The organism is Bradyrhizobium liaoningense, from assembly GCF_018130825.1.
GTDB lineage: Bacteria > Pseudomonadota > Alphaproteobacteria > Rhizobiales > Xanthobacteraceae > Bradyrhizobium > Bradyrhizobium liaoningense_B.
In genome coordinates this window covers 148,887-172,924 of the sequence record NZ_JAFCJS010000004.1, presented here as the reverse complement: position 1 = coordinate 172,924, position 24,038 = coordinate 148,887, and the positions used below count along the sequence as shown (strand labels likewise).

At 65.5% G+C, this 24,038-nt stretch carries 25 protein-coding genes; 15 read left to right on the top strand and 10 right to left on the bottom strand.

What is annotated here, in order from left to right; genetic code table 11:
• Positions 1-13 precede the first annotated feature (13 nt).
• The 3 genes from JQ603_RS19415 to JQ603_RS19405 all read right to left on the bottom strand — a co-directional run bounded on the left by JQ603_RS19415 (position 14) and on the right by JQ603_RS19405 (position 1,477).
• Positions 14-493: a hypothetical protein gene (locus JQ603_RS19415; protein WP_212341767.1), complete on the bottom strand. Its 480-nt coding sequence runs from the start codon at positions 491-493 to the stop codon at positions 14-16.
• Positions 490-1,086, bottom strand: coding sequence for a hypothetical protein (locus tag JQ603_RS19410; protein WP_245003727.1), 597 nt, complete (start codon positions 1,084-1,086; stop codon positions 490-492). The genes JQ603_RS19415 and JQ603_RS19410 overlap by 4 nt, the downstream gene beginning before the upstream one ends.
• Positions 1,087-1,276: 190 nt before the next feature.
• On the bottom strand, positions 1,277-1,477 hold the full coding sequence (locus tag JQ603_RS19405) for a hypothetical protein (protein ID WP_212341765.1): 201 nt from the start codon (positions 1,475-1,477) through the stop codon (positions 1,277-1,279).
• A gap of 114 nt (positions 1,478-1,591) precedes the next feature.
• On the opposite strand from JQ603_RS19405, the gene JQ603_RS19400 reads away from it, so the two are divergent.
• The 3 genes from JQ603_RS19400 (at position 1,592) to JQ603_RS19390 (ending at position 4,793) form a co-directional block, all read left to right on the top strand.
• Complete coding sequence (locus JQ603_RS19400) at positions 1,592-3,160, top strand: DUF1800 domain-containing protein (RefSeq protein WP_212341764.1); 1,569 nt, start codon at positions 1,592-1,594, stop codon at positions 3,158-3,160.
• A gap of 5 nt (positions 3,161-3,165) precedes the next feature.
• A complete protein-coding gene (locus JQ603_RS19395) occupies positions 3,166-4,383 on the top strand; it encodes a DUF1501 domain-containing protein (protein ID WP_212342439.1) in 1,218 nt (405 codons plus the stop codon).
• An 86-nt stretch (positions 4,384-4,469) separates the two neighbouring features.
• Positions 4,470-4,793: an antibiotic biosynthesis monooxygenase family protein gene (locus JQ603_RS19390; protein WP_212341762.1), complete on the top strand. Its 324-nt coding sequence runs from the start codon at positions 4,470-4,472 to the stop codon at positions 4,791-4,793.
• 32 nt (positions 4,794-4,825) lie between these two features.
• Here the strand turns inward: JQ603_RS19390 and JQ603_RS19385 are convergent, their stop codons facing one another.
• The 6 genes from JQ603_RS19385 to JQ603_RS19360 all read right to left on the bottom strand — a co-directional run bounded on the left by JQ603_RS19385 (position 4,826) and on the right by JQ603_RS19360 (position 8,692).
• Positions 4,826-5,767, bottom strand: a complete 942-nt coding sequence (locus JQ603_RS19385) for an aldo/keto reductase (RefSeq protein WP_212341761.1) — start codon at positions 5,765-5,767, stop codon at positions 4,826-4,828.
• A 253-nt stretch (positions 5,768-6,020) separates the two neighbouring features.
• The gene (locus tag JQ603_RS19380; protein ID WP_212341760.1) at positions 6,021-6,476 is read right to left on the bottom strand and encodes a GNAT family N-acetyltransferase; all 456 of its coding nucleotides are present in this window, start codon (positions 6,474-6,476) and stop codon (positions 6,021-6,023) included.
• A gap of 71 nt (positions 6,477-6,547) precedes the next feature.
• On the bottom strand, positions 6,548-7,354 hold the full coding sequence (locus JQ603_RS19375) for a PAS-domain containing protein (protein WP_212341759.1): 807 nt from the start codon (positions 7,352-7,354) through the stop codon (positions 6,548-6,550).
• Between the two features lie 121 nt (positions 7,355-7,475).
• Positions 7,476-7,634: a hypothetical protein gene (locus tag JQ603_RS19370; protein ID WP_212341758.1), complete on the bottom strand. Its 159-nt coding sequence runs from the start codon at positions 7,632-7,634 to the stop codon at positions 7,476-7,478.
• Between the two features lie 72 nt (positions 7,635-7,706).
• On the bottom strand, positions 7,707-7,886 hold the full coding sequence (locus tag JQ603_RS19365; RefSeq protein WP_212341757.1) for a hypothetical protein: 180 nt from the start codon (positions 7,884-7,886) through the stop codon (positions 7,707-7,709).
• Between the two features lie 155 nt (positions 7,887-8,041).
• Positions 8,042-8,692, bottom strand: coding sequence for a glutathione S-transferase family protein (locus JQ603_RS19360; RefSeq protein ID WP_212341756.1), 651 nt, complete (start codon positions 8,690-8,692; stop codon positions 8,042-8,044).
• 550 nt (positions 8,693-9,242) lie between these two features.
• On the opposite strand from JQ603_RS19360, the gene JQ603_RS19355 reads away from it, so the two are divergent.
• The 8 genes from JQ603_RS19355 to JQ603_RS19320 all read left to right on the top strand — a co-directional run bounded on the left by JQ603_RS19355 (position 9,243) and on the right by JQ603_RS19320 (position 18,306).
• Entirely contained in the window at positions 9,243-10,445 is a 1,203-nt protein-coding gene (locus tag JQ603_RS19355) for a pyridoxal phosphate-dependent aminotransferase (RefSeq protein ID WP_212341755.1), read from the top strand.
• 376 nt (positions 10,446-10,821) lie between these two features.
• The gene (locus tag JQ603_RS19350) at positions 10,822-11,304 is read left to right on the top strand and encodes a DUF992 domain-containing protein (protein ID WP_212341753.1); all 483 of its coding nucleotides are present in this window, start codon (positions 10,822-10,824) and stop codon (positions 11,302-11,304) included.
• 155 nt (positions 11,305-11,459) lie between these two features.
• A complete protein-coding gene (locus JQ603_RS19345) occupies positions 11,460-13,508 on the top strand; it encodes an elongation factor G (protein WP_212341752.1) in 2,049 nt (682 codons plus the stop codon).
• Positions 13,509-13,895: 387 nt separating this feature from the next.
• Positions 13,896-14,168 (top strand): helix-turn-helix domain-containing protein, encoded by a 273-nt coding sequence (locus tag JQ603_RS19340; RefSeq protein WP_212030178.1) that lies wholly within the window; start codon positions 13,896-13,898, stop codon positions 14,166-14,168.
• Between the two features lie 113 nt (positions 14,169-14,281).
• Entirely contained in the window at positions 14,282-16,024 is a 1,743-nt protein-coding gene (locus tag JQ603_RS19335) for a SulP family inorganic anion transporter (protein WP_212341751.1), read from the top strand.
• Positions 16,025-16,157: 133 nt separating this feature from the next.
• On the top strand, positions 16,158-16,991 hold the full coding sequence (locus JQ603_RS19330; protein ID WP_212341750.1) for a shikimate dehydrogenase: 834 nt from the start codon (positions 16,158-16,160) through the stop codon (positions 16,989-16,991).
• Between the two features lie 56 nt (positions 16,992-17,047).
• Positions 17,048-17,674: a hypothetical protein gene (locus tag JQ603_RS19325; protein ID WP_212341749.1), complete on the top strand. Its 627-nt coding sequence runs from the start codon at positions 17,048-17,050 to the stop codon at positions 17,672-17,674.
• 14 nt (positions 17,675-17,688) lie between these two features.
• Positions 17,689-18,306, top strand: coding sequence for a hypothetical protein (locus JQ603_RS19320; protein WP_212341748.1), 618 nt, complete (start codon positions 17,689-17,691; stop codon positions 18,304-18,306).
• A 152-nt stretch (positions 18,307-18,458) separates the two neighbouring features.
• Here JQ603_RS19320 and JQ603_RS19315 read toward each other — a convergent pair whose 3' ends face one another.
• Entirely contained in the window at positions 18,459-19,595 is a 1,137-nt protein-coding gene (locus JQ603_RS19315) for an alpha-hydroxy acid oxidase (RefSeq protein ID WP_212341747.1), read from the bottom strand.
• A gap of 106 nt (positions 19,596-19,701) precedes the next feature.
• Between JQ603_RS19315 and JQ603_RS19310 the strand changes: the two genes are divergently transcribed.
• The 4 genes from JQ603_RS19310 (at position 19,702) to JQ603_RS19295 (ending at position 24,025) form a co-directional block, all read left to right on the top strand.
• Entirely contained in the window at positions 19,702-19,869 is a 168-nt protein-coding gene (locus JQ603_RS19310) for a hypothetical protein (RefSeq protein WP_212341746.1), read from the top strand.
• 222 nt (positions 19,870-20,091) lie between these two features.
• Positions 20,092-21,435 (top strand): phosphoglucosamine mutase, encoded by a 1,344-nt coding sequence (gene glmM / locus JQ603_RS19305; RefSeq protein ID WP_212341745.1) that lies wholly within the window; start codon positions 20,092-20,094, stop codon positions 21,433-21,435.
• A 264-nt stretch (positions 21,436-21,699) separates the two neighbouring features.
• A complete protein-coding gene (locus tag JQ603_RS19300) occupies positions 21,700-22,962 on the top strand; it encodes an MFS transporter (RefSeq protein WP_245003726.1) in 1,263 nt (420 codons plus the stop codon).
• A 229-nt stretch (positions 22,963-23,191) separates the two neighbouring features.
• Complete coding sequence (locus tag JQ603_RS19295) at positions 23,192-24,025, top strand: outer membrane protein (RefSeq protein WP_212341744.1); 834 nt, start codon at positions 23,192-23,194, stop codon at positions 24,023-24,025.
• The last annotated feature ends 13 nt before the right edge of the window (positions 24,026-24,038 follow it).

The window sequence follows — 24,038 nt, the reverse complement described above, 5'->3', positions numbered from 1 at the left end:
CGCGCGACTTTCGTCATCCGCAGGCTTTTGCCGTGACTCGCTCGTTCCTGACGAGGGTTTCGACCATCTTGCGTGCGACGCTGTTCAAGTCAGCGAGCGTGAAATAGCCTTGCGCATAGGCTTCCTGAGTCAGGCGCTCGATGCGCCTGTCCTCACCCGTCGACCATTGTGTCGCGATGTAGTCGGCACCGGGCTTGCCGAACGTCTCGGGATAGCGCTCCATCTGGTTCTGGCGCTGATAGTAGTATTCGTCGAGACCGCTGATGAACTGCTTTCGGCCCTCGCCTGTGCAGCGGGCGCCATAAGGCCGTTCCAGCGTGGCGATGGCGCTCTCACGCTGTCTCACTCTGCCGTCCACCGAATATTTTTCGTTGGTGCCGTATCCCGGGCCGTCGATCCGGGCCAGTGGCCGGGTCTTTGGCTCGGGCGCGAACGCCCAGGCCGCGATCTGCCAGATGACGATTGCCCAGACGACAAACCAGATGCGGCTCATTTGCCGCTCGCCGTCGCGCGTTGCCGCGGCAGGCACACCGGTGATGGATCGGACCACAGGCCTGGACCCGCGAACGCCAGAACCGCAAGACGGATGTCCTCGGGGAAATCCTCTTTGACAACGCCCTTCTGTTCGAAGGCCTCCGCGAGCGCGGCCTTGACGCGCACGTCGAGCGGCGTCGAATATGCCGCGTTGGCTTGGTCGCGCTTCTTCTCGCTGCAGAACATTCCCATGGCCGGGTTCGGGCAGTCGTAGATCTCGGCGTAGCCGCGCGCATAGGCCGACGTGGCTGCGATGAGATTCGCTTTCATCGTGCCATCGCAAGGCGACATGGCGTAGGCAGTGCCGGCCTGCAACGCGTCCATGCGCAGCGCGTCGAGCTTCGGATTCTTGTCGCTCATCGCGGTGTGCTGCGCTTCCCACATCTTGCGGTCACGGGCCTTGGAGCTTTCGTCGCCGAATGTTGTGGTGAGAGTCGGCCTCAGCTCGCCGATCGACGAAAAGGAATAGGTGGGAAATCCGCGCAATGCCCAGGAGATCCCGACGAAGGCGGAAACGAAGGCCATGCAGGTCAGGAGAATGAAGCGACTCATGCGCGTACTCGAATTGACGATGCGCAACCTATCCGTGTCTGGTTAAGAGATGTGGTATTTTACGGGTTCCGCCGCGCGAAGGTAAATGGAGCTCTAAGAAGATCCATCTGATCTTGCTTTCACGCGATGCTTGCGTGATCGGTTGGCTGCCCCCGTCGTCAGGCGCCTGACGCGCAACGGTCGACGTCGACTATTTCGCTGCCTCCGCCGCCTTGCGCAGACACTCCCGGCACAGGCAATCCTCGCCCTTGACCGGCATCGGCAGCCGCGCCGTTTCCTCCGCGCACCAGCAATTGCCCGACAGATCGCAGCCGAATTCGGTGCCGCAGTGGGAGCAAATGAGGCGGCGCGGAAGTGCCGGCGCTGACGGCATGTCTTTCGGATTTGTCATGATTTACGCCGAAGCTTCGCCGTCATTTTCATGTCGGGTTCATCTGTCGCTGCGCTATATTATGCGCCGCGCAACGATCAGGAAAGCGGCTGGCAATCCGCGAAGGACAAATCGATGGCCCGCGATTCGCAAGCCGCCCTCGTTGCGCTCAATCGCTTCGGCTTCGGCGCCCGCGGCGGGGCGTTCGGCGATCTCATCAACGCGGCCTCCGATCCCAGAGGCTTTGTGAAGGCGGAACTGGCCCGTCCCAATGGCGTGCTGCTGGAGGCGCCGGGCCTGCAATCGACGCCGCAACTCGGCCAGGCGGTGTTTGCCTATCAGGACCAGGTCAAGCAGGCGCGCGAGGCTGCCAAGGAATCTGCCAAGGCCGCTGCGCCCGCGGAGACGCCGCCGCAGGCGCCCGCCGATCAGAAGCCCGCTTTGCGCCGCAATCTCTCGCTGAACACGGCCGCGACCGAGATCGCCGGCCAGATGGCCGACGCGAAGCCGGCCGATGCGCCGGCCAAGCCCGAGACCATGCAGCCCAACATGGCGACGCCGCCTGCCGCAAAGCCCGCGCCGCCGCCGCTCAACGTGATCCAGAAAACCTTTCGCGCCGAGGCGCTGGCGCGCCTGCAGCGCGCGACGCTGGTCGAGTGCGGCTTCACCGAGCGTCTCGTCGTGTTCTGGTCCAACCATTTCTGCATTTCCGCGAGCAAGGGCGAGCTGGCGCGGATCTGGGCCGGCGCGTTCGAGCGCGAGGCGGTCAGGCCGCACGTGCTCGGGCGCTTCGCCGACATGCTGAAAGCGGCCGAGCAGCATCCGGCCATGCTGTTCTTCCTCGACAACCAGCAATCGCTTGGACCGGACTCGCGCGCCGGGCAAAACCGAAAGCGCGGGCTGAACGAAAATCTCGCGCGCGAGATCATGGAGCTGCACACGCTCGGCGTCGGCGGCGGGTACACGCAGGAGGACGTCACCTCGCTCGCGCGGATCATCACCGGCTGGACTTTTGCCGGACGGCAGGGCCAGCTCGGTACACCCGGCGCGTTCGTGTTCAACACCAATGCGCATCAGCCCGGGCCGCAAATGCTGCTCGGCAAGACCTATGAGCCGACCGGCCTTGCGCAGGGCGAGGCGGCGCTCGCCGACATCGCGCGCCATCCCTCGACCGCGAATTTCATTGCGACCAAATTCGTCCGTCACTTCGTCGCCGACGATCCGCCGCCGGCGCTCGTGGCGCGGCTGCGCGATGTCTTCGTCAGGACCGACGGCGATCTCAAGGCGCTTGCGACGGCGCTGGTCGATTCCGACGAGGCCTGGAAGGCGCCGCTGACCAAGATGCGCAGCCCTTACGATTTCCTGGTCGCGAGCGGCCGGCTGCTTGCGCGGGTGCCCGAGGATCCCGGCGCGTATCTGAGCAATCTCAACCTGCTGGGACAACCGCTGTGGTCACCGGCAGGGCCCAACGGTTTTCCCGACACCAGCGCCGCCTGGGCCGCGCCCGAAGGCATGAAGCTCAGGCTCGACATCGCGGCGCAAATGGGTGCGAGGCTCGGCAACAACATCGATCCGCTCGACCTGCTCGAATTCGCCGCGGCCGATGCGGCCTCGATCGAAACGCGCCGCACCATCGAGCGTGCGGAGTCGCGCCAGCAGGCGCTGGCGCTCTTGCTGATGTCGCCGGAAATGCAGAGGAGATGATGATGATGATCGACTGCGTCGAGAACCGGCTCCTCACCTCGCGCCGCGGCCTGTTGCTCGGCGGCGCCTCCTTCGCGGCGTGGGCTTACCTGCCGAAATTCGCGCGCGCGGCCGGCGGGCGCGATCCCAGATTGGTCGTCGTGATCCTGCGCGGCGCGCTCGACGGGCTCTCGACCGTCGCCCCACTCGGCGACCCCGATTACGCCGGACTGCACGGCTCGATCGCGCTCACGGCGGATGGCGCGCATCCCGCGATCATGCTCGACTCGTTCTTCGCGCTGCATCCGGCGATGCCGGAGTTCGCGCGCATGTATCGCGACCGGCATGCCGCCGTGATCCACGCGGTGGCGACGCCCTATCGCGACCGCTCGCATTTCGATGGCCAGGATGTGCTCGAAAGCGGCTATGCCGGTCCGGGCCGCGTGCAGTCCGGCTGGCTCAATCGCGCGCTCGAAGCGCTGCCGCGCGGCGAGCGCGTGTCGAGCGGGCTTGCGGTCGGTCCGACCACGCCGCTGGTGCTGCGCGGCAATGCGCCGACGGTCGGCTGGGCGCCGGTCGCGCTGCCGCAGGCCGACGACGACACCGCGATGCGGCTCGTCGATCTCTACCGCCACCGCGATCCCGCGCTGGCCGCGGCGCTGTCGCAAGGCCTTCAGCTCGACAAGGTCGCAAGCGGCGACGACATGAAGCCGAAGGGCGGCAATCAGGTCGCGCAGATGCGCCAGGTGGCGCGCGGCGCGGCCAAGCTGATGGCGGCCGACGACGGTCCGCGCATCGCCGCGCTCGCCTTCGACGGTTGGGATACGCATGCCAATGAGGGCGGACCGGTCGGGCGTCTCGCCTTCCTGCTCGGCGGTCTCGACGGTGCGCTCGCCGAATTCGAGAGCGGCCTCGGCGAGCGCTGGCGCGACACCGTCGTCGTCGTCGCCACCGAGTTCGGCCGCACCGCGCGCATCAACGGCACCGACGGCACCGATCACGGCACCGGCACCATCGCGCTGCTCGCCGGCGGCGCCGTGAAAGGCGGCCGCGTCATCTCGGATTGGCCGGGCCTGAAGCTCGCGAACTTGTACGAGGCCCGCGACCTCAGGCCCACCACGGATTTGCGCGCGGTGATCAAGGGCGTGCTGCAGGACCAGTTCGGCCTGTCGGATCGCGTGCTGGCGGAGACGGTGTTTCCGGACAGCGCAAGCGCAAGGGCGATGAAGGGGCTGGTTACCTAACCCTCAAACGCCGTCATTCCGGGCCCGCGCCTTGCGGCGCATCCCGAAATGACGACATGATCGGCGAAACATCAGGAGACCACCGCATGTACATCGCCATGAACCGCTTCCGCGTCGCCAAGGGCTCGGAATCCGCCTTCGAGCAGGTCTGGCTCACCCGCGACACGCATCTGGACAAGGTGCCGGGCTTCGTCGAATTCCATCTGCTGCGTGGCCCCGAGCTTGAGGACCACACGCTCTACGCCTCGCACACGGTGTGGGCGAACCATGCCGCGTTCGAGGCCTGGACCAAGTCGGAGGCTTTCCGGGCCGCGCATCACAAAGCTGGCGACAACAAGCCGCTTTATCTCGGCCATCCCCAGTTCGAGGGTTTTGAGGTGATGCAGACGGTGGGGGGCGGCGCGAAGTAGCGCCACGCCGCAAAGGTCAGTCGTCGCAAAAATCAGCCCAGCGTGATCCTGTCGATCTCGGCCATCTCCTCCGTGCTGAGCTTCCAGGCGATCGCCTTGACGTTCTCCTCGATCTGCTCGACGCGGGTCGCACCGGCGATCACGCTCGAGACTTGCGGGCGTGCCGCGAGCCAGGAGAAGGCGAGCTCCAGCATCGAATGCCCGCGCGCTTTCGCAAAGGCCTGGAGCTTCTCGACGATGTCCTCGTTGCGCGGCGTGACGTAGCGGTCGCGCAGCCGCGGCACCTTGCCGAAGCGGGTGTCGCCGGGCGCGGCCTCGCCCTTCCTGTACTTGCCGGTCAGGAGGCCGCTTGCGAGCGGGAAGAACGGCAACAGGCCGAGCTTGTATTCCGCTGCTGCCGGCAGCAGGTCCTTCTCGATGTCGCGCACGACGAGTGAGTATTCGTCCTGGCAGGAGACGAAGCGGCTGACGTTCATCGCGCGTGCGACGTACTCCGCCTCCGCGATGCGCCAGGCCGGGAAGTTCGAATTGCCGATGTAGCGGACCTTGCCCTGCCGCACGAGATCGTCGAGCGCGCGCAGGCTCTCCTCGATCGGCGTCAGCGGGTCGTAGTCGTGCTGCTGGTAGAGATCGATGTAATCGGTCTTCAGCCGCTTCAGGCTCGCTTCCACGGCCTCCATGATGTAGCGGCGCGAGGCGCCCTGCTTGGTGCCGTCCTCGGCCATGGGCTTGGCGTATTTCGTCGCCAGCACGATGTCCTTGCGGCGATCGCCCAGCACGGTGCCGAGCACGGTCTCCGAGCCGCCCATGTTCGAATAGATGTCGGCGGTGTCGAACAGCGTGATGCCGAGGTCGAGCGCGCGATGGATGACCTTGCGCGAGGTCTCGAGGTCGGTGCGCTGGCCGAAATTGTTGCAGCCGAGCCCGACCGCGGACACGCGAAGGCCGGAGGGGCCGAGATTGCGAATTTCCATGAAAGATCCTGTCGGAGATGAGCGGCGGGCATTCTGACCACCATGCGCCGCAGCAGCAAGCTGCCCGCCGCGCTGCTGCCATGCCGGCAGCGCGGACAAAAAAATGCGGCCCCTGTCAGACGCGGCGACTGACGGGGACCGCTTTGGGGCGCTTGATCGGTGACGGGGGGCCTGATCAGACGCAGGTGCACCCTAGTCCCGCTATGTTACGCGCCGGTGACAGGCCAAGTTATCCACAGGCTGTGCGCGGGGATCAGAACAGCTTGCGATAGACGATGAAGCCGGAGCGCTCCGCGACCTTGTCGTACAGGCTCTGCGCCGTGACGTTGGTCTCGTGGGTCTGCCAGTAGACCCGCGGCGATCCCGCCAGCTTCGCCCGCTCATACACGCCATAGATCAACGCAGACGCGACGCCCTTGCCGCGCGCCGCCTCGAGCGTGAACAGGTCCTGCAGATAGCAGGACGGCTCGATCGCGGTGGTGCTGCGATGAAACAGATAGTGCGTCAGCCCGAGCAGCTTGCCGTCGCTCTCGGCGACCAGCGCATGCACCGGCTCATAGGCATCGAAGAAGCGCTGCCACGTCATCTTCGTGATCTCGGGCGCAAGCGCGGTCGGGCCCGAGCGGCCGTAGAAAGCGTTGTAGCCGTCCCACAGCGGCAGCCACTGATCGTAGTCCTGCCTCGTGACGGAGCGAATGGTGAGCGACATCTGAGAATTCCGCGATCGATGAAGCGTCCTTCATACGTGATGAAGGGCGCTTCGATCAATCGCCAGTCGCGTCACTCCGCGACGCGCAGATACCGGATCAGCTTGCGATTCTGGGGATCGCGCAGTGAGCGGTAGTAGTCGGCACGCGCCGGCGCATCGGTGTGGCGCACGAGGTCGGTGACCGGCGTGTAGCTCAGCATGCGCCCGCCGTCGGGCAGCGCGGCGCAGACGAAGCGCAGCACCTCGCCATTGCGCAATTTGATGTTGATCGGGGTCGCATCGCCGATCCGCACCATCTCCATGCGCTGCGCGATGAAGGTGCTAAGCTCGTCCTCGGGCAGTTCGAACGCGCCGGTGTCGCGGCTGTGATACATCAGCGCGATGAAGGGCGGCTTGCCGTCGGCGATGTCGTCCGGCACCGCAAAATAATCGCGGAAGGCGCGGTTGATGAATTCGGCCCGCGTCTCCGTGTCGAGCAGCACGATGCCGATATCGACCTGGTCGAGCGCGGCCGACAGTCGCGCGGCGGTGGCGTGGCTCTGGCGCTCGGTGGCGAAGGCGGCGAGCAGCCGCTCGCGCATCAGGCCGGTGATGCCTGCGGTGCCGAAGGCCGTCACCGCGAGGAGGCCGACCAGATCCGCGCTGGCATTGAGGGGCACGGCGCGATGGCCGGCGAAGAACAGCGCCGCACCGCCGACCGCGAGGGCCGCACTGGTCATGGCAGAGGCGAAGCCAGCCAGCGCGCCGGCCAGCGCAACGATGCAGACGAAGAGCGGTGCAGGCGAGGGAATGTGAACGGAGCGATCGAGCAGGATCGCCAGCAGCGTGATCGCTACCGTCAGCATCGGACCGGAGATCGCACGCCATCCGAACCGCATCTCGTTCCTCCCTGAACGAGGGAACGCCGCAACTCTGACCGATTGTTGCGCCGGCGCGGTGGGGAATCGTGCGGAGTGCTTAAGGGCGGCTTGCGACGGCGCGCCAAGCTTTCAGATGATTTTAGACCAAATGCGAATGCTTGACGCGCTGCTGCAACGCTGGCGCATTCAGCGTCGAGGAGCCCGAGCTCTTGCGCATGCCGGTGAAAATCAACAGCGACGCCGCGACCAGGATGGCCGCAGTCAGGGTAATTGCAACGACGACCACAGGTGATTTCATCGACGTCCTGTCGCGATGCCGGTCAGCGCGGGGCGCGCGGCACCTTGAAGGCAGGTCCAGGATGAAACGGGATCAGACCGGCAGACCCATCGCCATGGTCGCCTTGGTCGACAGCAGCACTGTCAGGGTGACGATCAGGCACAGCGAGAGCGCGGCGACGGCAAGCGAGGCCGCGACCGCATTGGTCAGCCGGGAAGACGAAACGGTAGCGGGTTGGCCCTGAAAGCCTGCCGTGCCGGACGCCCGAATCATGGTCTAAATCCTTCAACGTGCGAGCGAATCACCCGCGACGCCGAATAACTTCACCATTTCAACCGGCAATATTGCGGCGGCCGTCGCGGCAAACATGGCGGGATTGCGGCAAAGGTTAACGCTGTGCCCGCTATTTCTTAACGCTGCACCGGTTTTCAGACCCCCGCCGCGATGCTGGCGGGGTCGTCGATGTCGGCCGGACGCCAGTCCATCGAAACGAAGCCGGGCGCAGCTTCCACCCGCTTCAGCCAGTCCCGGATCGCCGGGAAGGTGGAGAGGTCGAAGTCGCAGCGATCGGCGAGATGGGTGTAGCCGTAGAGCGCGATGTCGGCGACCGTGAGCTGGCGGGCGGCGAAATAGGAACTGGTCTTGAGGTGGTTCTCCATCACCTGGAGCGCGCCATAGCCGCGCTCCATCCAGTCCTCCAGCGAATGGGTCTGGAGGTCGCGGCCGCCCTTGACCAGCGACAGCCAGAAATAGGCGGCGCCGATATTCGGCTCGAGCGCGTGCTGCTCGAAGAACATCCATTGCAGCGCCTCGGCGCGGTCGATGCGGTTCTCCGGCGCGAGCGGCGTGCCGACGGCGACGTACCAGAGGATGGCGTTGGACTCGGCGAGATAGCGGTCCTCGCCGACCTCGAGCAGCGGCACCTGGCCCGACGGATTCTTGGAGAGGAAGTCCGGCGTGCGGCTCTCGCCGCGCAGAATGTCCACCTCGACCGCTTCGTAGGGCAGGTTCAACAGCGCCAGTGCAAGGCGGACCTTGTAGCTGTTGCCCGAGCGTTGCATCGAATAGAGCTTGTACATTCTGAGAGTTCTGAACCTTGTACGGGGAAGCGCGGCGCATCCTGCCCACGCGCCGCGGCTAGACAATGATGCCGATGCGAATCCGCCGCAAGAGCCGCCCAGTAGAAAAACTCGAAAACCCTACCGCACTGCAATGCCGCGGAAGATCATTTCCACGCGATGCTGCAAATCAGATCACGCTTGCGTCAACGCGCGAACGCGTTGCCCCTGCATCGCGTGAGTCGTTGAGCGGCCGTGATCGAGCCCGGCTTTGACGCTCGGCTGAAGGCTCCCGGACGTCCTCGAAAAACGTCAGCCTCGTGGTCGGTTCTTGGCGGTCCGAACGGCCTGAAATTGCTCCGAGGACAAGCCTTGCCGGATATGAGGGGTTTGCGCGGCAAAGTTACGGAAAATTGCGGGGGATCGCGGCTCGCAGCGCTGGAATTCGTAAACTTTTGCAGGATCGGGCCGAAGTTTCTTGCGGTGCAGCGGCACACGTTTTAGGGTGGCGCCATTCCCACAATCAGAGTCGTGAGGCCAGAGGGTTCACGACGCTTGTCAGGAGATGACGATGTCCTTCCTTGCCGCTGCGCTCGACCGTGTGAAGCCGTCCGCGACCATCGCGGTCACGGATAAAGCACGCGCGCTGAAAGCGGCGGGCCGCAACGTCATCGGCCTCGGCGCCGGTGAGCCCGACTTCGACACGCCCGCCAACATCAAGCTCGCGGCGATCCATGCCATCGAGGCCGGCAAGACCAAGTACACCGCGGTCGACGGCATCCCCGAGCTGAAGGAAGCCATCATCGCGAAGTTCCAGCGCGAGAACGGCGTCGTCTACAAGCCGAACCAGATCATCGTCGGCACCGGCGGCAAGCAGGTGCTCTACAACGCGCTGATGGCGACCATCAATCCGGGCGACGAGGTGATCATCCCCGCGCCCTATTGGGTCAGCTATCCTGAAATGGTGGCGCTCGCCGGCGGCGAGCCGGTGCCGGTGGTCTGCACCGCCGCGGCCGGTTTCAAGCTGCAGCCCGAGGCGCTCGAGCGCGCGATCACGCCGAAGACGAAATGGGTGATCCTGTGCTCGCCGTCGAACCCGACGGGAGCTGCCTACACCAGGTCCGAGCTGAAGGCGCTCACCGACGTGCTGGTCAAGCATCCGCATGTCTGGGTGATGACCGACGACATGTACGAGCACCTCGTCTATGACGACTTCCAGTTCACCACGGTCGCGCAGGTCGAGCCCGGCCTCTACGACCGCACGCTCACGGTGAACGGCGTCTCGAAGGCCTATTGCATGACCGGCTGGCGCATCGGCTATGCTGGCGGCCCGGCCCAGCTCATCAAGGCGATGTCGACCATTCAGTCGCAGTCGACCTCGAATCCGTGCTCGATCGCGCAGTGGGCCTCGGTGGAGGCGCTGAACGGTCCGCAGGAGTTCATCCCCGCCAACAACAAGGTGTTCAAGGAGCGCCGCGACCTCGTCGTCTCCATGCTCAACCAGGCGAACGGCATCGAGTGTCCGCGTCCGGAAGGCGCGTTCTACGTCTATCCGTCCTGCGCCGGCACGATCGGCAAGAAGGCGCCGTCGGGCAACGTGATCGCGAACGATGAGCAGTTCGTCACCGAGCTCTTGGAGACCGAGGGCGTCGCCGTGGTGCAGGGTTCGGCCTTCGGCCTCGGCCCGGCCTTCCGCATCTCCTACGCGACCAAGACCTCCGACCTCGAAGACGCCTGCAAGCGCATCCAGCGCTTCTGCGGCAATCTGCGGTAAGCTTCTCGCGACATTGAAAATTGGAAAGGCCCGCTTCGTGCGGGCCTTTTTATTTGTGTTTCGATAAGCGGAGTCGGATGGACTTTTGCTCTGGTCGGCGGTGTGCCTTGCCCCTCACCCGGATCACATCTGCGATGTGATCCGACCTCTCCCCGCGGAAGTGCGGGGAGAGGTTGAACACTGCCGTGAGGGGCGCAGGCTCTCTCACTCCCTCGCCCCGTTCTTACGGGGAGAGGGTGGGGTGAGGGGCCTCTCTCCGCAAGTTCGATTCTAAACGCGTGCGATCTGGCACCGCCAAGACACTTGTGGCATAGACCATCGCGCGGCGTGTGCCGCGTCCTTCCTGCTCGCATCACACTCATCGCCGGAGACATTCATGCGCCGTTCGTTCATCTTCGCCGGGCTGGCCGCCGCCAGCCTCGTTGCCTCCGTCGCGAGCAGCAGCGCGCAGCAGCAGCGGATGGTGCGGGTCGGCGTGCTCGAATGCCGCGGCGGCGCCAGCGTCGGCTTCATCGTGGGATCGGTGACCAATCTCGGCTGCGTGCTGCGCGCCGACGGCTTGCCCGAAGACCGCTATGTCGCGACGATCCGGAAAGTCGGCCTCGACATCGGCATCACCCAGGAGACCACGCTGGCCTGGGGCGTGTTCGCACCGGTCGACCGGCTCGGTCCCGGCGATCTCTCGGGCAATTACGCCGGTGCGCAGGGCAGCGCCTCGATCGGCGTCGGCTTGGGGGGCAACGTGCTGGTCGGTGGCTCCAACAACTCGATCGCGCTCCAGCCGCTCAGCGTGCAGGGCCAGGTCGGCCTCAACATCGCTGCCGGCCTCGAGAGCCTGGAACTCCGCCCGGGCCGTTAACACTTTTGCGTGTGATCGCGCCGCGCGAAGCGGCGCGATTCTAATGACGACGCACCGCAGCGACGTTTGACGCTTGCCAAATCTAAGGGACGGGCAGAGCATCTGCGTTTGCCGACCCAATCATGGGCCGAGCTCCACACCAAGGAGGCGGCGAAATGGGACAAGACGTCAGAAGTCCCCGAGGTCCACGGTGCATCGCGCTGGTGGGCCCTTTCCAAAGCGGTAAAACCACACTTCTTGAAGCAATATTGGCGCGAACGGGCGCAATCCCGCGCGCCGGCAGCGTCGACGCCGGAACTTCCGTCGGCGACGCCACCCCGGAGGCCCGCCATCACAAGATGACCGTCGGCCTCACTGCCGCCACCACGAGTTTCATGGGCGACAGCTACACCTTCCTGGATTGTCCCGGTTCCGTCGAGTTCGCCCACGACATGCGCGCCGCGCTGCCCGCGGTCGATGCCGCCATCGTGGTCTGCGAGGCCGACGAGAAGAAGCTGCCGCAACTTCAGATCATCCTGCGCGAGCTGGAGGAGCTGAAGATCCCGCGTTTCCTGTTCCTCAACAAGATTGATCGCGCCAATCAGCGCATCCGCGAGACCCTCGCGATGCTGCAGCCCGCCTCCCGCGTGCCGCTGGTGCTGCGCCAGATCCCGATCTGGAAGGGCGAGCTGATCGAGGGCTTCGTCGATCTCGCGCTGGAGCGCGCCTTCATCTATCGCGAGCACAAGGCTTCCGAGGTGGTCGCGCTCGAAGGCGGCGATCTCGACCGCGAGAAGGAAGCCCGCTTCTCGATGCTGGAGAAGCTCGCCGATCACGACGATGCGCTGATGGAGCAACTGCTGGAGGACATCCAGCCGCCCCGCGATGCCGTGTTCGACGACCTCGCACGAGAGTTGCGCGAAGGCTTGATCTGCCCGGTGCTGCTGGGCGCGGCCGCGCGCGAAAACGGCGTGCTGCGTCTGATGAAGGCGCTGCGCCACGAGGCGCCCGGCGTCGCCGAGACCGCAAAACGTCTCGGTGCGCCCGAGAGCAAGGACGCGCTCGGCTACGTCTTCAAGACGCTGCATTCGCAGCACGGCGGAAAGCTGTCGTTGACGCGGCTCGTCGCCGGCCATCTCGACGACGGCGCCACGCTGCAATCCTCCTCCGGCGGCGCGGGGCGTATCTCCGGCATCCTCGCCGTCAACGGCGCCTACGACACCAAGCGTGCCTCGGCGGAAGCCGGTGACACCGTGGCGCTTGCCAAGCTCGATCCGGTCAAGACCGGCGACATGGTCTCGAGCGGCAAGATGCAGCCGGCGGCGCTGGTCGCCGCGGAGCCCACATCGGCCGTGCTCGCGATCTCGGTCGCGGCCACCGACCGCAAGGACGACGTCAAGCTCGGCCAGGCCTTGATGCGACTGCATGAAGAGGATCCTTCGCTCCTGATCGTGCAGAATCCCAAAACCCACGACACCGTGCTGTGGGGCCAGGGCGAGATGCACCTGCGCGTCGCCAGCGAGCGCCTGCGCGATCGCTTCGGCGTCAAGGTCACCTCGCATCCGCCCGCGATCGGCTACCAGGAGACCATCCGCAAGCCGATCACCCAGCGCGGCCGGCACAAGAAGCAGTCCGGCGGCCACGGCCAGTTCGGCGATGTCGTGCTCGACATCAAGCCGCTGCCGCGCGGCGACGGTTTCAAGTTCGCCGAGAAGGTGGTCGGCGGCGCAGTGCCGCGCAACTACATCCCGGCGGTCGAGGAAGGCGTCGTCGACGGGCTCACGCGCGGTCCGCTCGGCTTCCCCGTCACCGACGTGCAGGTGACGCTGACCGACGGATCCTATCACAGCGTCGATAGCTCCGATCTCGCCTTCCGCACGGCAGCGCGGGTCGGGCTCAACGAAGGCCTGCCGCAATGCCAGCCGGTGTTGCTGGAGCCGATCCACGTGGTCGAGATCGTCTGTCCGACCGATGCCACCGCCAAGATCAACGCGATCCTGTCGGCGCGGCGCGGGCAGATCCTCGGCTTCGACACCCGCGACGGCTGGAGCGGCTGGGACTGCGTCCGCGCCATGATGCCGGAAGCCGAGATCGGCGAGCTCATCGTCGAGCTGCGCTCGGCCACGGCCGGCGCCGGCAGCTTCACCCGTCAGTTCGACCACATGGCCGAAGTCACGGGCCGCGCCGCCGACCAGATCATCGCCGCCCATCAGCACGCGGCGTGAGTCTGTTAGGAGCGCGTCACGCTTTCCCTCCTCTCCCCGTTTTCGCGGGGAGAGGAGCAGTAAGGCTGTAGCCTTCTCCACGCGTCACCGCGAACGTAGCAAAGCCGTAACTCCGTCATCCTGAGGTGCGAGTTGCGCAGTGCATTTGCACTGCGCGGCGAGCCTCGAAGGATGCACGGCCCGGCTGCATCGGGGCCGCCCATCCTTCGAGGCTCCCCATGGGACGCGTTGCGTCCCGTGGCTCGCACCTCAGGATGACGGAGCATAGAGTCACAATGACGGACGAGACAGGGCGAGGTGCCTCTTGCGTCTGTCCCTGTATGATGTATTTTACATCATTGTATATGCTCTAGATATCATTTATAACTCCTGACACGTGAGGCCAAGGTGATCACCTCGTTCCAGATGCGGGCGGCCCGCGCGCTGCTCGGCATCGATCAGAAAACCCTGGCCGAGCTCGCCGGCGTGTCGCTGCCGACCATCCAGCGGATGGAGGCCTCGACCGGCAATGTTCGCGGCGTGGTCGAGACCTTGATGAAGGTTGTCGAGGCGTTCGACCGGGCCGGTGTCGAATTGATCGGCGAGCAGGCGCGCAGCGACAGCGGCGGGCGGGGCGTGCGCCTCAAGGAGCCGGGGCCGCCGCGCCGCGTCGGAGCATGATCGCAAGGTTGATCGTGCCCGGGATCAGGATGGGCTAGCGCATCGTCGCACCTCGGCAACACGGGACGCACGATGCTTCGGAGCATTGTGGGGCGGCGGAGCATTTTGCTGACATGAGCATCACAGGCGATCACGCGGGCGGACTGCATCAGCTTCGCAGGCCGACCTTTACCGAACTCTATCTGCCAAAACTCGTCACCGTCTGGCGTGAAGGCTACGGCGTCGTGGACTTTCGCGCCGACGTGTTCGCGGGCCTCACGGTGGCGATCGTCGCATTGCCGCTGTCGATGGCGATCGCGATCGCCTCGGGTGTGACGCCGGACCGCGGCCTCTACACCGCGGTCGTCGGCGGCTTCATCGTCTCGCTGCTCGGCGGCAGCCGCTTCCAGATCGGCGGGCCTGCGGGTGCCTTCATCGTGCTGGTCGCGGTGACCGCGGAGCGGCACGGCGTCGACGGCGTGATCCTCGCCACCATGATGGCGGGCCTGTTTCTGATCGCCGCGGGCCTGTTGCGCGTCGGCACCTACATCAAGTTCATTCCCTATCCGGTCACGGTCGGCTTCACCGCCGGCATCGCGGTGATCATTTTTGTGAGCCAGCTCCGCGACCTCTCGGGCATCACGCTGGCGGGGAAAGAGCCCAGCGAGTTCGTGCCGAAGCTTGCCGCGCTCGCAAACGGCCTGCACACCGTCAATCCGTCGGCAATTGTCGTGGCGCTCGTCAGCATTGCCATCATCGCGGCCTTGCGGATCTGGCGGCCGTCCTGGCCCGGCATCCTGATCGCAGTCGTGTTCGCGGCCGTCATATGTGCGGTGTTCTCGCTGCCGGTCGAAACCATCGGCTCGCGCTTCGGCGGCATTCCGCGCGAATTACCCTCGCCGGCACTGCCCGCGTTCTCGCTGGAGAAGGCGAAAGCGGTGCTCCCCGACGCCATCTCCTTTGCGCTGCTCGCCGCCATCGAATCGCTGCTGTCCGCGGTGGTCGCCGACGGCATGACCGGGCGCCGTCACCGCTCCAATTGCGAGCTGGTGGCGCAAGGCGCGGCCAATATCGGCTCGGCGCTGTTCGGCGGCATCTGCGTCACTGGCCTGATCGCGCGCACCGCCACCAACATCCGCGCCGGCGCGCGCGGGCCGCTGGCGGGCATGCTGCATTCGGTCTTCCTGCTGCTGTTCATGCTGATCGCAGCCCCGCTCGCCAGCTACATCCCGCTTGCCGCGCTCGCCGCCGTGCTCGTGGTGGTCGCCTGGACCATGGCGGAGAAGCAGGAGTTCGCCACGCTCGTGCGCTCCTCCTGGGGCGACGCCGTGGTGCTGCTCGCGACCTTCCTGCTGACGATCTTCCGCGATCTCACCGAAGGCATCCTGGTCGGCTTCGCGCTCGGCGCGGTGCTGTTCATCCATCGCATGGCGGAGATGACCGGCATCGAGGAACGCACGCCGCTGGTGGCGGCCGACCGTCCCGACGACGGCAATGGCGAGCGCGTGCGCTATGACCCCGGGCTCGCGATCGACCGCGACGTGCTGGTCTATCGCATCACCGGCGCGTTCTTCTTCGGTGCGGCCTCGGCGATCGGCGGCGTGCTCGACGGCATCGCCGACAAGCGCAAGGCCTTCGTGGTCGATTTCGCCGCGGTGCCGTTCCTGGACTCCACCGCGGCGAACGTGCTCGGCCGCGTCGCCGCCAAGGCCCATCGCCAGGGCATCCGCCTGTTCATCACCGGGGCCTCGCCCGCGGTCCGCCGCGCGCTGCTGACCCATGGCGTGACGCCGCCGCGCGCGCGCTATCGCACGAGCCTCGAGCGCGCCGTCGCCGACATCAAGAGCCGGGCGGCCGACGAGCCTGCGGCCGGCTGACCGCGCGCACGTCTCGCGCCGGGCGGTTTGATCGGCGCCCGCTGCTGCGTCGCGATGCGGCGCTCGCGCGCTTGACAGCGCCCGCGGGACGCGAAATGGATCGTCACGGAAACGACCTAGGGGAAGGACGACCGTGACCAAGGCTCCCGCAGCCTGCCTGATCGGATGGCCGGCTGCGCATTCGCGCTCACCGCTGATTCATCATTACTGGCTGCGCACGCTCGGCATTGAAGGTGGCTATGTCATCGAGGCGGTTCCGCCCGAGGATCTGCGCGATTTCGTGCTGCGGCTGTCGCTGCGCGGTTTTGTCGGTGCCAACGTCACCATCCCGCACAAGGAGGCCGTCCTCGCGCTATCCTCGCCCGACGCGCGGGCGAAAGCCGTCGGTGCTGCGAACACGCTGTGGTTCGAAGGCGGCGAGCTGCGTTCGACCAACACCGATGTCGAAGGCTTCATCGGCAATCTCGACGCCAGCGCGCCCGGCTGGGACAAGGCGGAAGAGGCGCTGGTGCTGGGGGCGGGCGGTTCCTCCCGCGCGGTCGTGTTCGGCCTGCGCGAGCGCGGCATCAAGCGCATCCATCTCGCCAATCGCACCATCGCGCGGGCCGAGGCTCTTGCAAGCGAGTTCGGTCCGAACGTGCATCCTGTGACGTGGGACGCGGCCAACGACGTGCTGCCGCGTGCAAAACTTCTCGTGAACACCACCTCGCTCGGCATGCACGGCCAGCCGTCACTCGATGTCGACGTATTGCGCCTGCCGCAAGAAGCCGTCGTCGCCGACCTCGTTTATGTCCCGCTGGTGACGCCCCTGCTGGCGGCCGCAAAAGCGCGCGGGCTGAAGACCGCCGACGGGCTCGGCATGCTGCTGCATCAGGCGGTGCGCGGCTTCGAGCTGTGGTTCGGCCGGCGGCCGCAAGTCACGGCCGAGCTGCGCGCATTGGTCGAGGCCGATCTCACAAAGACTTGAGAGAATAGCGGGCGGTCTTCGGAGTTCTCCATCCGTGGGGACAATCGGAGACCGTCATGACTATCCAACGCGTAACTTTCACACGTCCGCTCATCGCCGTCGCGATGGTGGCCGTCTCGACCATCTCAGCCTCCGCGCAGAAGGCGCCGGTGCCGACGCGGGTGCGCGGCACCATCGAAAGCGTGAGCGGCGACACCATGCAGGTCAAGGCGCGCAGCGGCGAGGACGTTAAGCTCCGCATCGCCCCTGACGTCAGTGTGTCAGGAATTACAAAAATTTCACTCGCCGACATCAAGGTCGGCTCCTTCGTCGGCGCCACCACCGTGCCCGGACCGGACGGCGGCCAGAATGCGGTCGAGGTCCACGTGTTTCCAGAGAGCATGCGCGGCACCGGCGAGGGCTCGCGGCCTTACGATCTCAAGCCCAATTCGAGCATGACCAACGCCACGGTCTCGGAGAGCGTGGTCGGCAATGACGGCCATACGCTGCTGGTGAAATACAAGGACGGCGAGAAGAAGGTTTTCGTCGCCGACAACACGCCGGTGGTGACGTTCGTGCCGGGCGACAAGTCCGATTTGAAGGCCGGCGCAAAAGTCATCGCCTTCATGAAGCAGCTGCCGGACGGCTCGTTCGAGACCAACCGCGTCAGCGTCGGTCGCGACGGCCTGACGCCGCCGATGTGAGGGAGGACCGGATCATGCTGAAATCGACAATGACATCCGGCCTGCTCGCGGCTGTGCTCGCCCTCGTATCGTTCGTCGCCTCGGCGCAGCAGGCGCCGACGGTGCGCATCCGCGGCACCATCGAGAGCGTCGACGGCAACACGCTCGGCATCAAGACCCGCGAGGGCAGCGACGTGAAGGTGAAGATGACCGACAACGTCGCTGTCTTTGCCGTGATCAAGACCTCGTTGTCGGAGATCAAGGAAGGCTCCTATATCGGCGTCACCGGCATGCCCGAGCCCGACGGCACCCAGAAGGCGATCGCGGTCCACATCTTCCCGGAGAACCAGCGTGGCGCCGCCGAAGGCTTTCGCCCCTGGGATGCCCGCGCCAACTCGACCATTACCAACGCCACCGTGGCGCAGACGGTGAAGGGCACCGACAGCCAGAACATCACGGTGAAATACAAGGACGGCGAGAAGAAAGTCGTGGTTCCGCCGGACACCCCGATCGTCACCTTCGTCGCCAGCGACAAGTCGGAGGTGAAGCCCGGCGCCAAGCTGATCATCTTCGGCGCGGCGAAGAAGGAGGACGGCTCGCTGGAAGCGAACAGGGTGAATGTGGGCCGGGATGGCGTGACGCCGCCGATGTGAGGCGGCAAGGTGCTGATCTCGTAGGGTGGGTTAGGCGAAGCCGTAACCCACCATGCTTCCGCAAATGCGGATCGAAGTTGGTGGGTTACGCTCAACGGACTGCGCATCGCGCAGCCGCTGAGCTAACCCACCCTACGGCACTGCCGCTGCCGTCACATCGCAATCACGTGATCGTCGATCTCCTCGATCCGGTTGACGCCGCACAGGCCCATGGTGGTGAGCAGCTCCTTCTGGATGATCTCGATCGCCTTGGCGACGCCGGCCTGGCCACCGGCACCCAGCCCATACGCATAGGCGCGGCCGATCATGCAGGACTTTGCGCCGAGCGCGAGCGCGCGCATCACGTCCTGGCCGGAGCGGATGCCGCCGTCGAACATGATCTCCATCTTGTCGCCGACCGCGTCCGCGATCTCCGGCAGCACCTCGATCGAGGACGGCGCGCCGTCGAGCTGACGGCCGCCATGGTTGGAGACGACGAGCGCCTGCGCGCCGGTCTTGGCGGCTTCCTCGGCGTCCTCGACGTCCAGGATGCCCTTGATGATGAGCTTGCCCGGCCAGATGCTGCGGACCCACTCGACGTCCTTCCAGTTCAAGGACGTGTCGAACTGCGAGGCCGTCCACTCGGCGAGGCGGTTGAGATCCTCGGTGTTCTTCACGTGGCCGGCGATGTTGCCGAAGGTGCGGCGCTTGCCCTGCAGCACGCCCGAGACCCAGGCCGGCTTGCTGGCGAAATCCAGCAGCTTCGACAGCGACCATTCGGGCGGCACCGTCATGCCGTTCTTGATGTCGGCGTGGCGCTGGCCGATCACCTGCAGGTCGACGGTCAGCACGAGTGCGCTGCACTTGGCGGCGATGGCGCGCTGGATCAGGTCCTTGATGAAGCCGCGGTCCTTCATCACGTAGAGCTGGAACCAGAACGGCTTCTCGACATTGGCAGCGATATCCTCGATCGAGCAGATCGACATGGTCGACTGCGTGAACGGGATACCGGCGGCCTGTGCGGCGCGGCAGGCGTAAATCTCGCCGTCGCCATGCTGCATGCCGAGCAGGCCGACGGGCGCGAGGATCAGCGGCATGGTCGAGGGCTCGCCGAGGATCATGGTCGAGGTGTCGCGCTTGGAGACGTCGACCAGGATGCGCTGGCGGAACTTGATCGCCTGCATGTCCTCGCGGTTGGCGCGCAGCGTTTCCTCGGCATAGGAGCCGCGGTCGCAATAGTCGAAGAAGGCCTTCGGCACGCGGCGCTTATGCAGCGCGCGAAGATCGTCGATACAGGTGATGTGCTTCATGAACGTTTCCCCGGCCCGTCTTTTAACCAAGAGTCTTGTGTCGGAAGATCGAGGGGTCATCTAGCATGGTTGGATGCACAGCCAAATCGTTTGAGAGGAGGGCGCCATGACGAGGCCGCACGCGAAACCTTCGCCGGAAGAGATCAAGGAGAAGCAGGACCTCGAGGACGCGCTGGAAGAGGGACTCGAAGAGACCTTTCCGGGCTCCGATCCCGTCAACGTCACCCAGCCGGCGCCGAGCCGCGACGACGGCCATGTGAAGCGCTCGGGCTAGGGCGAGTTCCGCCTGATTTCCGCTGGTCACGCCGGAACTATAATGTTAACAATGTGTTACCGGAGCGGCGGCGAGCCTGGTTCCGTAATGATTCATCATATTTTTTGAAGCCAAGTTAGCCGCGATGGCATTATAAGGCCCTCAGCAAATCAGGGATGCGGGGCCTGTTTGGGCAGCCCGTGGTTGTAGAGGGGAGTCCCTGGTTGTTGCTTGGGGGACGATATGAGCCGCAAATATTTCGGGACGGACGGGATTAGGGGCCGCGCCAACGGACTGATCACGCCGGAGCTCGCGCTCAAGGTCGGCCAGGCCGCGGGCCTCGCATTTCAGCGCGGTGACCACCGCCACCGGGTCGTGATCGGCAAGGACACCCGCTTGTCCGGCTACATGATCGAATACGCGATGGTCGCGGGCTTCACCTCGGTCGGCATGGACGTGCTGCTGGTCGGCCCGATGCCGACGCCGGCGGTCGCGATGCTGACCAAGTCGATGCGCGCCGATCTCGGCGTGATGATCTCGGCCTCGCACAATCTGTTCGAGGACAACGGCATCAAGCTGTTCGGGCCGCAGGGCTTCAAGCTCTCCGACGACGTTGAGCGGCAGATCGAGCAGCTGCTCGACGAGCCCATCGACAAGCGCCTTGCACAGAGCGCGAGCCTCGGCCGCGCCCGCCGTATCGACGGCGTGCATGACCGCTACATCGAATTCGCCAAGCGCACGCTGCCGCGCGACCTCTCGCTCGAGGGTCTGCGCGTCGTGATCGACTGCGCCAACGGTGCCGCCTACAAGGTGGTGCCGGAAGCGCTGTGGGAGCTGGGTGCCGACGTGGTGCCGATCGGTGTCGAGCCCGACGGCTTCAACATCAACAAGGATTGCGGCTCGACCTCGCCGGAAGCGCTGTCGAAGAAGGTGCGCGAGATGCGCGCCGATATCGGCATCGCGCTGGACGGCGATGCCGATCGCGTCATCCTGGTCGACGAGCGCGGTCATGTCGTCGACGGCGACCAGCTGCTCGCGGTGATCGCGCAAAGCTGGAAGGAAGACGGACGCCTCTCGCGTCCCGGCATCGTCGCCACCGTGATGTCCAATCTCGGCCTCGAGCGCTTCCTCAAGGGGCAGGGGCTCGATCTCGTGCGCACGCCGGTCGGCGACCGCTACGTGCTCGAGCAGATGCTGAGCGGCGGCTACAATCTCGGCGGCGAGCAGTCGGGCCACATCATCCTGTCCGACTACGCCACCACCGGCGACGGTTTCGTTGCGGCCCTGCAGGTGCTGGCCGTGGTGCAGAAGCTGCGCCGTCCGGTCTCCGAGGTGTGCCATCGCTTCGATCCGCTGCCGCAGATCCTCAAGAACGTCCGCCACAAGGGCGGCAAGCCGCTCGACGATTCCGAGGTCAAGTCGGCGATCTCCGACGGCGAGAAGCGCCTCAACGGCCACGGCCGCCTGCTGATCCGCTCCTCCGGCACCGAGCCGGTGATCCGCGTCATGGGCGAAGGTGAGGACCGCCATCTGGTCGAGGACGTCGTCGATACCATCGTCTCCGCGCTCGGGCAGGCCGCGGCTTAAGGCGTTTCAAACGCGAGTGGGTTGATCTCTCCACTCGGGCAGTATCGTAGGGTGGGCAAAGCGGAGCGTGCCCACGCGTCTGGCGCCGTATCGGAAAGATGGTGGGCACGGCGCAAGGGCGCCTTTGCCCACCCTACGATATCGGACTCGCGGAGAGGGTAAGACCCGCGCATCCCAGCCATTTGCGATTGACGGTGGTTCCACCGCGCGTTGCATCGTAATGAGCGGATGCGGCGGTTCGCCGCGCCTGCCGGGATCGCTGCATTGAACAAGCCTGTCGTCGTCTCAGAGGAAACGCTGACCGAGCCCGTTGTCGTCGCCGACGTGGCGCCCGCCGCTGCAAAATCCGCGGCGACGGCCGCGGGGCCGGCCTATGTCGTGCTGGCCGGCATCAGCTTCTCGCACTTCCTCAACGACACGATGCAGTCGCTGATTGCCTCGGTGTATCCGATCCTGAAGGACACCTACGCGCTCGACTTCGCGCAGATCGGCATGATCACGCTGGCCTTCCAGTTCACGGCCTCGCTGCTGCAGCCGGTGGTCGGGCACTACACCGACAAGAAGGCGCAGCCCTATTCGCTGTCGATCGGCATGGCCTCGACCTTCTTCGGCCTGCTGCTGCTCAGCGCCGCGCATCAATATCTCGTCATTCTCGTCGCCGCCGCGCTGGTCGGCCTCGGCTCGGCGGTGTTTCATCCGGAATCCGCGCGTATCGCGCGGCTCGCCTCCGGCGGGCGCTACGGTTTTGCGCAATCGGTGTTCCAGCTCGGCGGCAGCTTCGGCACGTCGATGGGGCCGGTGCTGGCCGCGCTGATCGTGGTGCCGTTCGGGCAGGGCAGCATCGCCTGGTTCTCCTCGATCGCGTTCCTCGCGATTCTCATCCTCTGGCGCATCGGGCGCTGGTACGCGCCGCAGATCACGACGAAGAAGGCGGCGGCCGTCCACACCCAGCCCGGCGGGCCGAGCTCGCGCCGCGTTGCCGTTGCACTCCTCGTGCTGGTGGCGCTGCTGTTCTCAAAACAGCTCTACGTCTCGAGCCTGTCGAGCTATTACATCTTCTACCTGATCGACCGGTTCGGCGTGTCGACGCAGGCAGCCCAGATCTATCTCTTCATCTTCCTCGCCGCGAATGCGGTCGGCGCGTTCTTCGGCGGCCCCTTGGGCGATCGCTTCGGCCGCAAGATCGTGATCTGGATCTCGATCCTGGGCGCGCTGCCGTTCACGCTGGCGCTGCCCTATGCCGGGCTCTATGCCAGCGCGGTGCTGTCAGTGATCATCGGCCTGATCATCTCCTCGACGACGTCGTCGATCATCGTGTTCGCGCAGGAGCTGGTGCCGCACCGCTTCGGCATGATCTCCGGCGTGTTCTTCGGCGTCGCCTTCGGCATCGGCGGCCTCGGCGCCGCCGTGCTCGGCAAGCTCGCCGACCACACTTCGATCGAGTTCGTCTACCAGGTCTGCGCCTATCTGCCGGCGATCGGGCTGCTCGCGGTATTCCTGCCCAAGCTGCCGCAGCACGCGCGTTAACAAATCTTTCTTCGCTGCATTGCGGCTTCATACATCGTTAGCAATTGCGGCCAGCCGGCGCTGCATTTTTGCAACGCTCGCGCCGCATCCGCGTGTGTAGTGAGAAAAAATCAACCTTAAAAATTAGGGTTAAGTGGCGCTTAAACATTTGCTGCCATCGTCCGGGTCGTGAGTTTCCAGAACGTGGGGCGTCTGCATTTTGCCTCACCGGCCATAAGGACGAAGCCCAATGCGTAGCGTTAAGTCTCTCCTTGCCGCGGGTGCGGCAACCCTGATCTCGTCGATGGCGTTTGCCGCCGATATGCCGATCGCCGCGCCCCCTCCCATGTACGCCCCGCCGGCTCCGCCCGCCGACTTCGGCGGCTGGTATCTGCGCGGCGACGTCGGCATGACCAACCAGCGCGCCAAGAGCATCGATGCCTCCCTGCCGGCCGGCTATACGAAGTCGACGGAAGGTCTCGGCTTCGACTCGTCCCCGCTGTTTGATCTCGGCGTCGGCTATCGCTTCAACAACTGGTTCCGCGCCGACGTGATCGGCCAGTACCGTGGCAAGGCCAATCTGCACGGCAGCGACAACGTCTTCGGACCCGGCTTCGTCGGCGTCAACAACTACACCGGCAGCAAGTCCGAGTGGGTCGTGATGGCCAACGCCTACGTTGACCTCGGCACCTGGTGGTGCATCACCCCGTTCATCGGTGCCGGTGTCGGCGGCTCCTACAACAAGATCAGCGGCTTCCGCGACGACGGCGTTTCATTCAGCGGTGGCGCACTGTCCAACAGCGTCGCTTACTTCGCCGACAACGGAAAGTGGAACTTCGCCTGGGCCGCGCACGCCGGTCTCGCCTACAAGGTCAATCCCGGGTTCACGGTCGAACTGGCCTACAGCTACATGAACCTCGGCGATGCCGCGCCCGGCAACTACCGCCTGTTCGACAACAGTGCCTCCGGCCCGACCTCGATCAAGATCAAGGAGCTCACCTCGCACGACCTGAAGCTCGGCGTGCGCTGGGATCTCAACAGCCCGCCGGCCTACGTGCCGCCGCCGCTCGTCACCAAGGGCTGATCCTCGGAGCCCA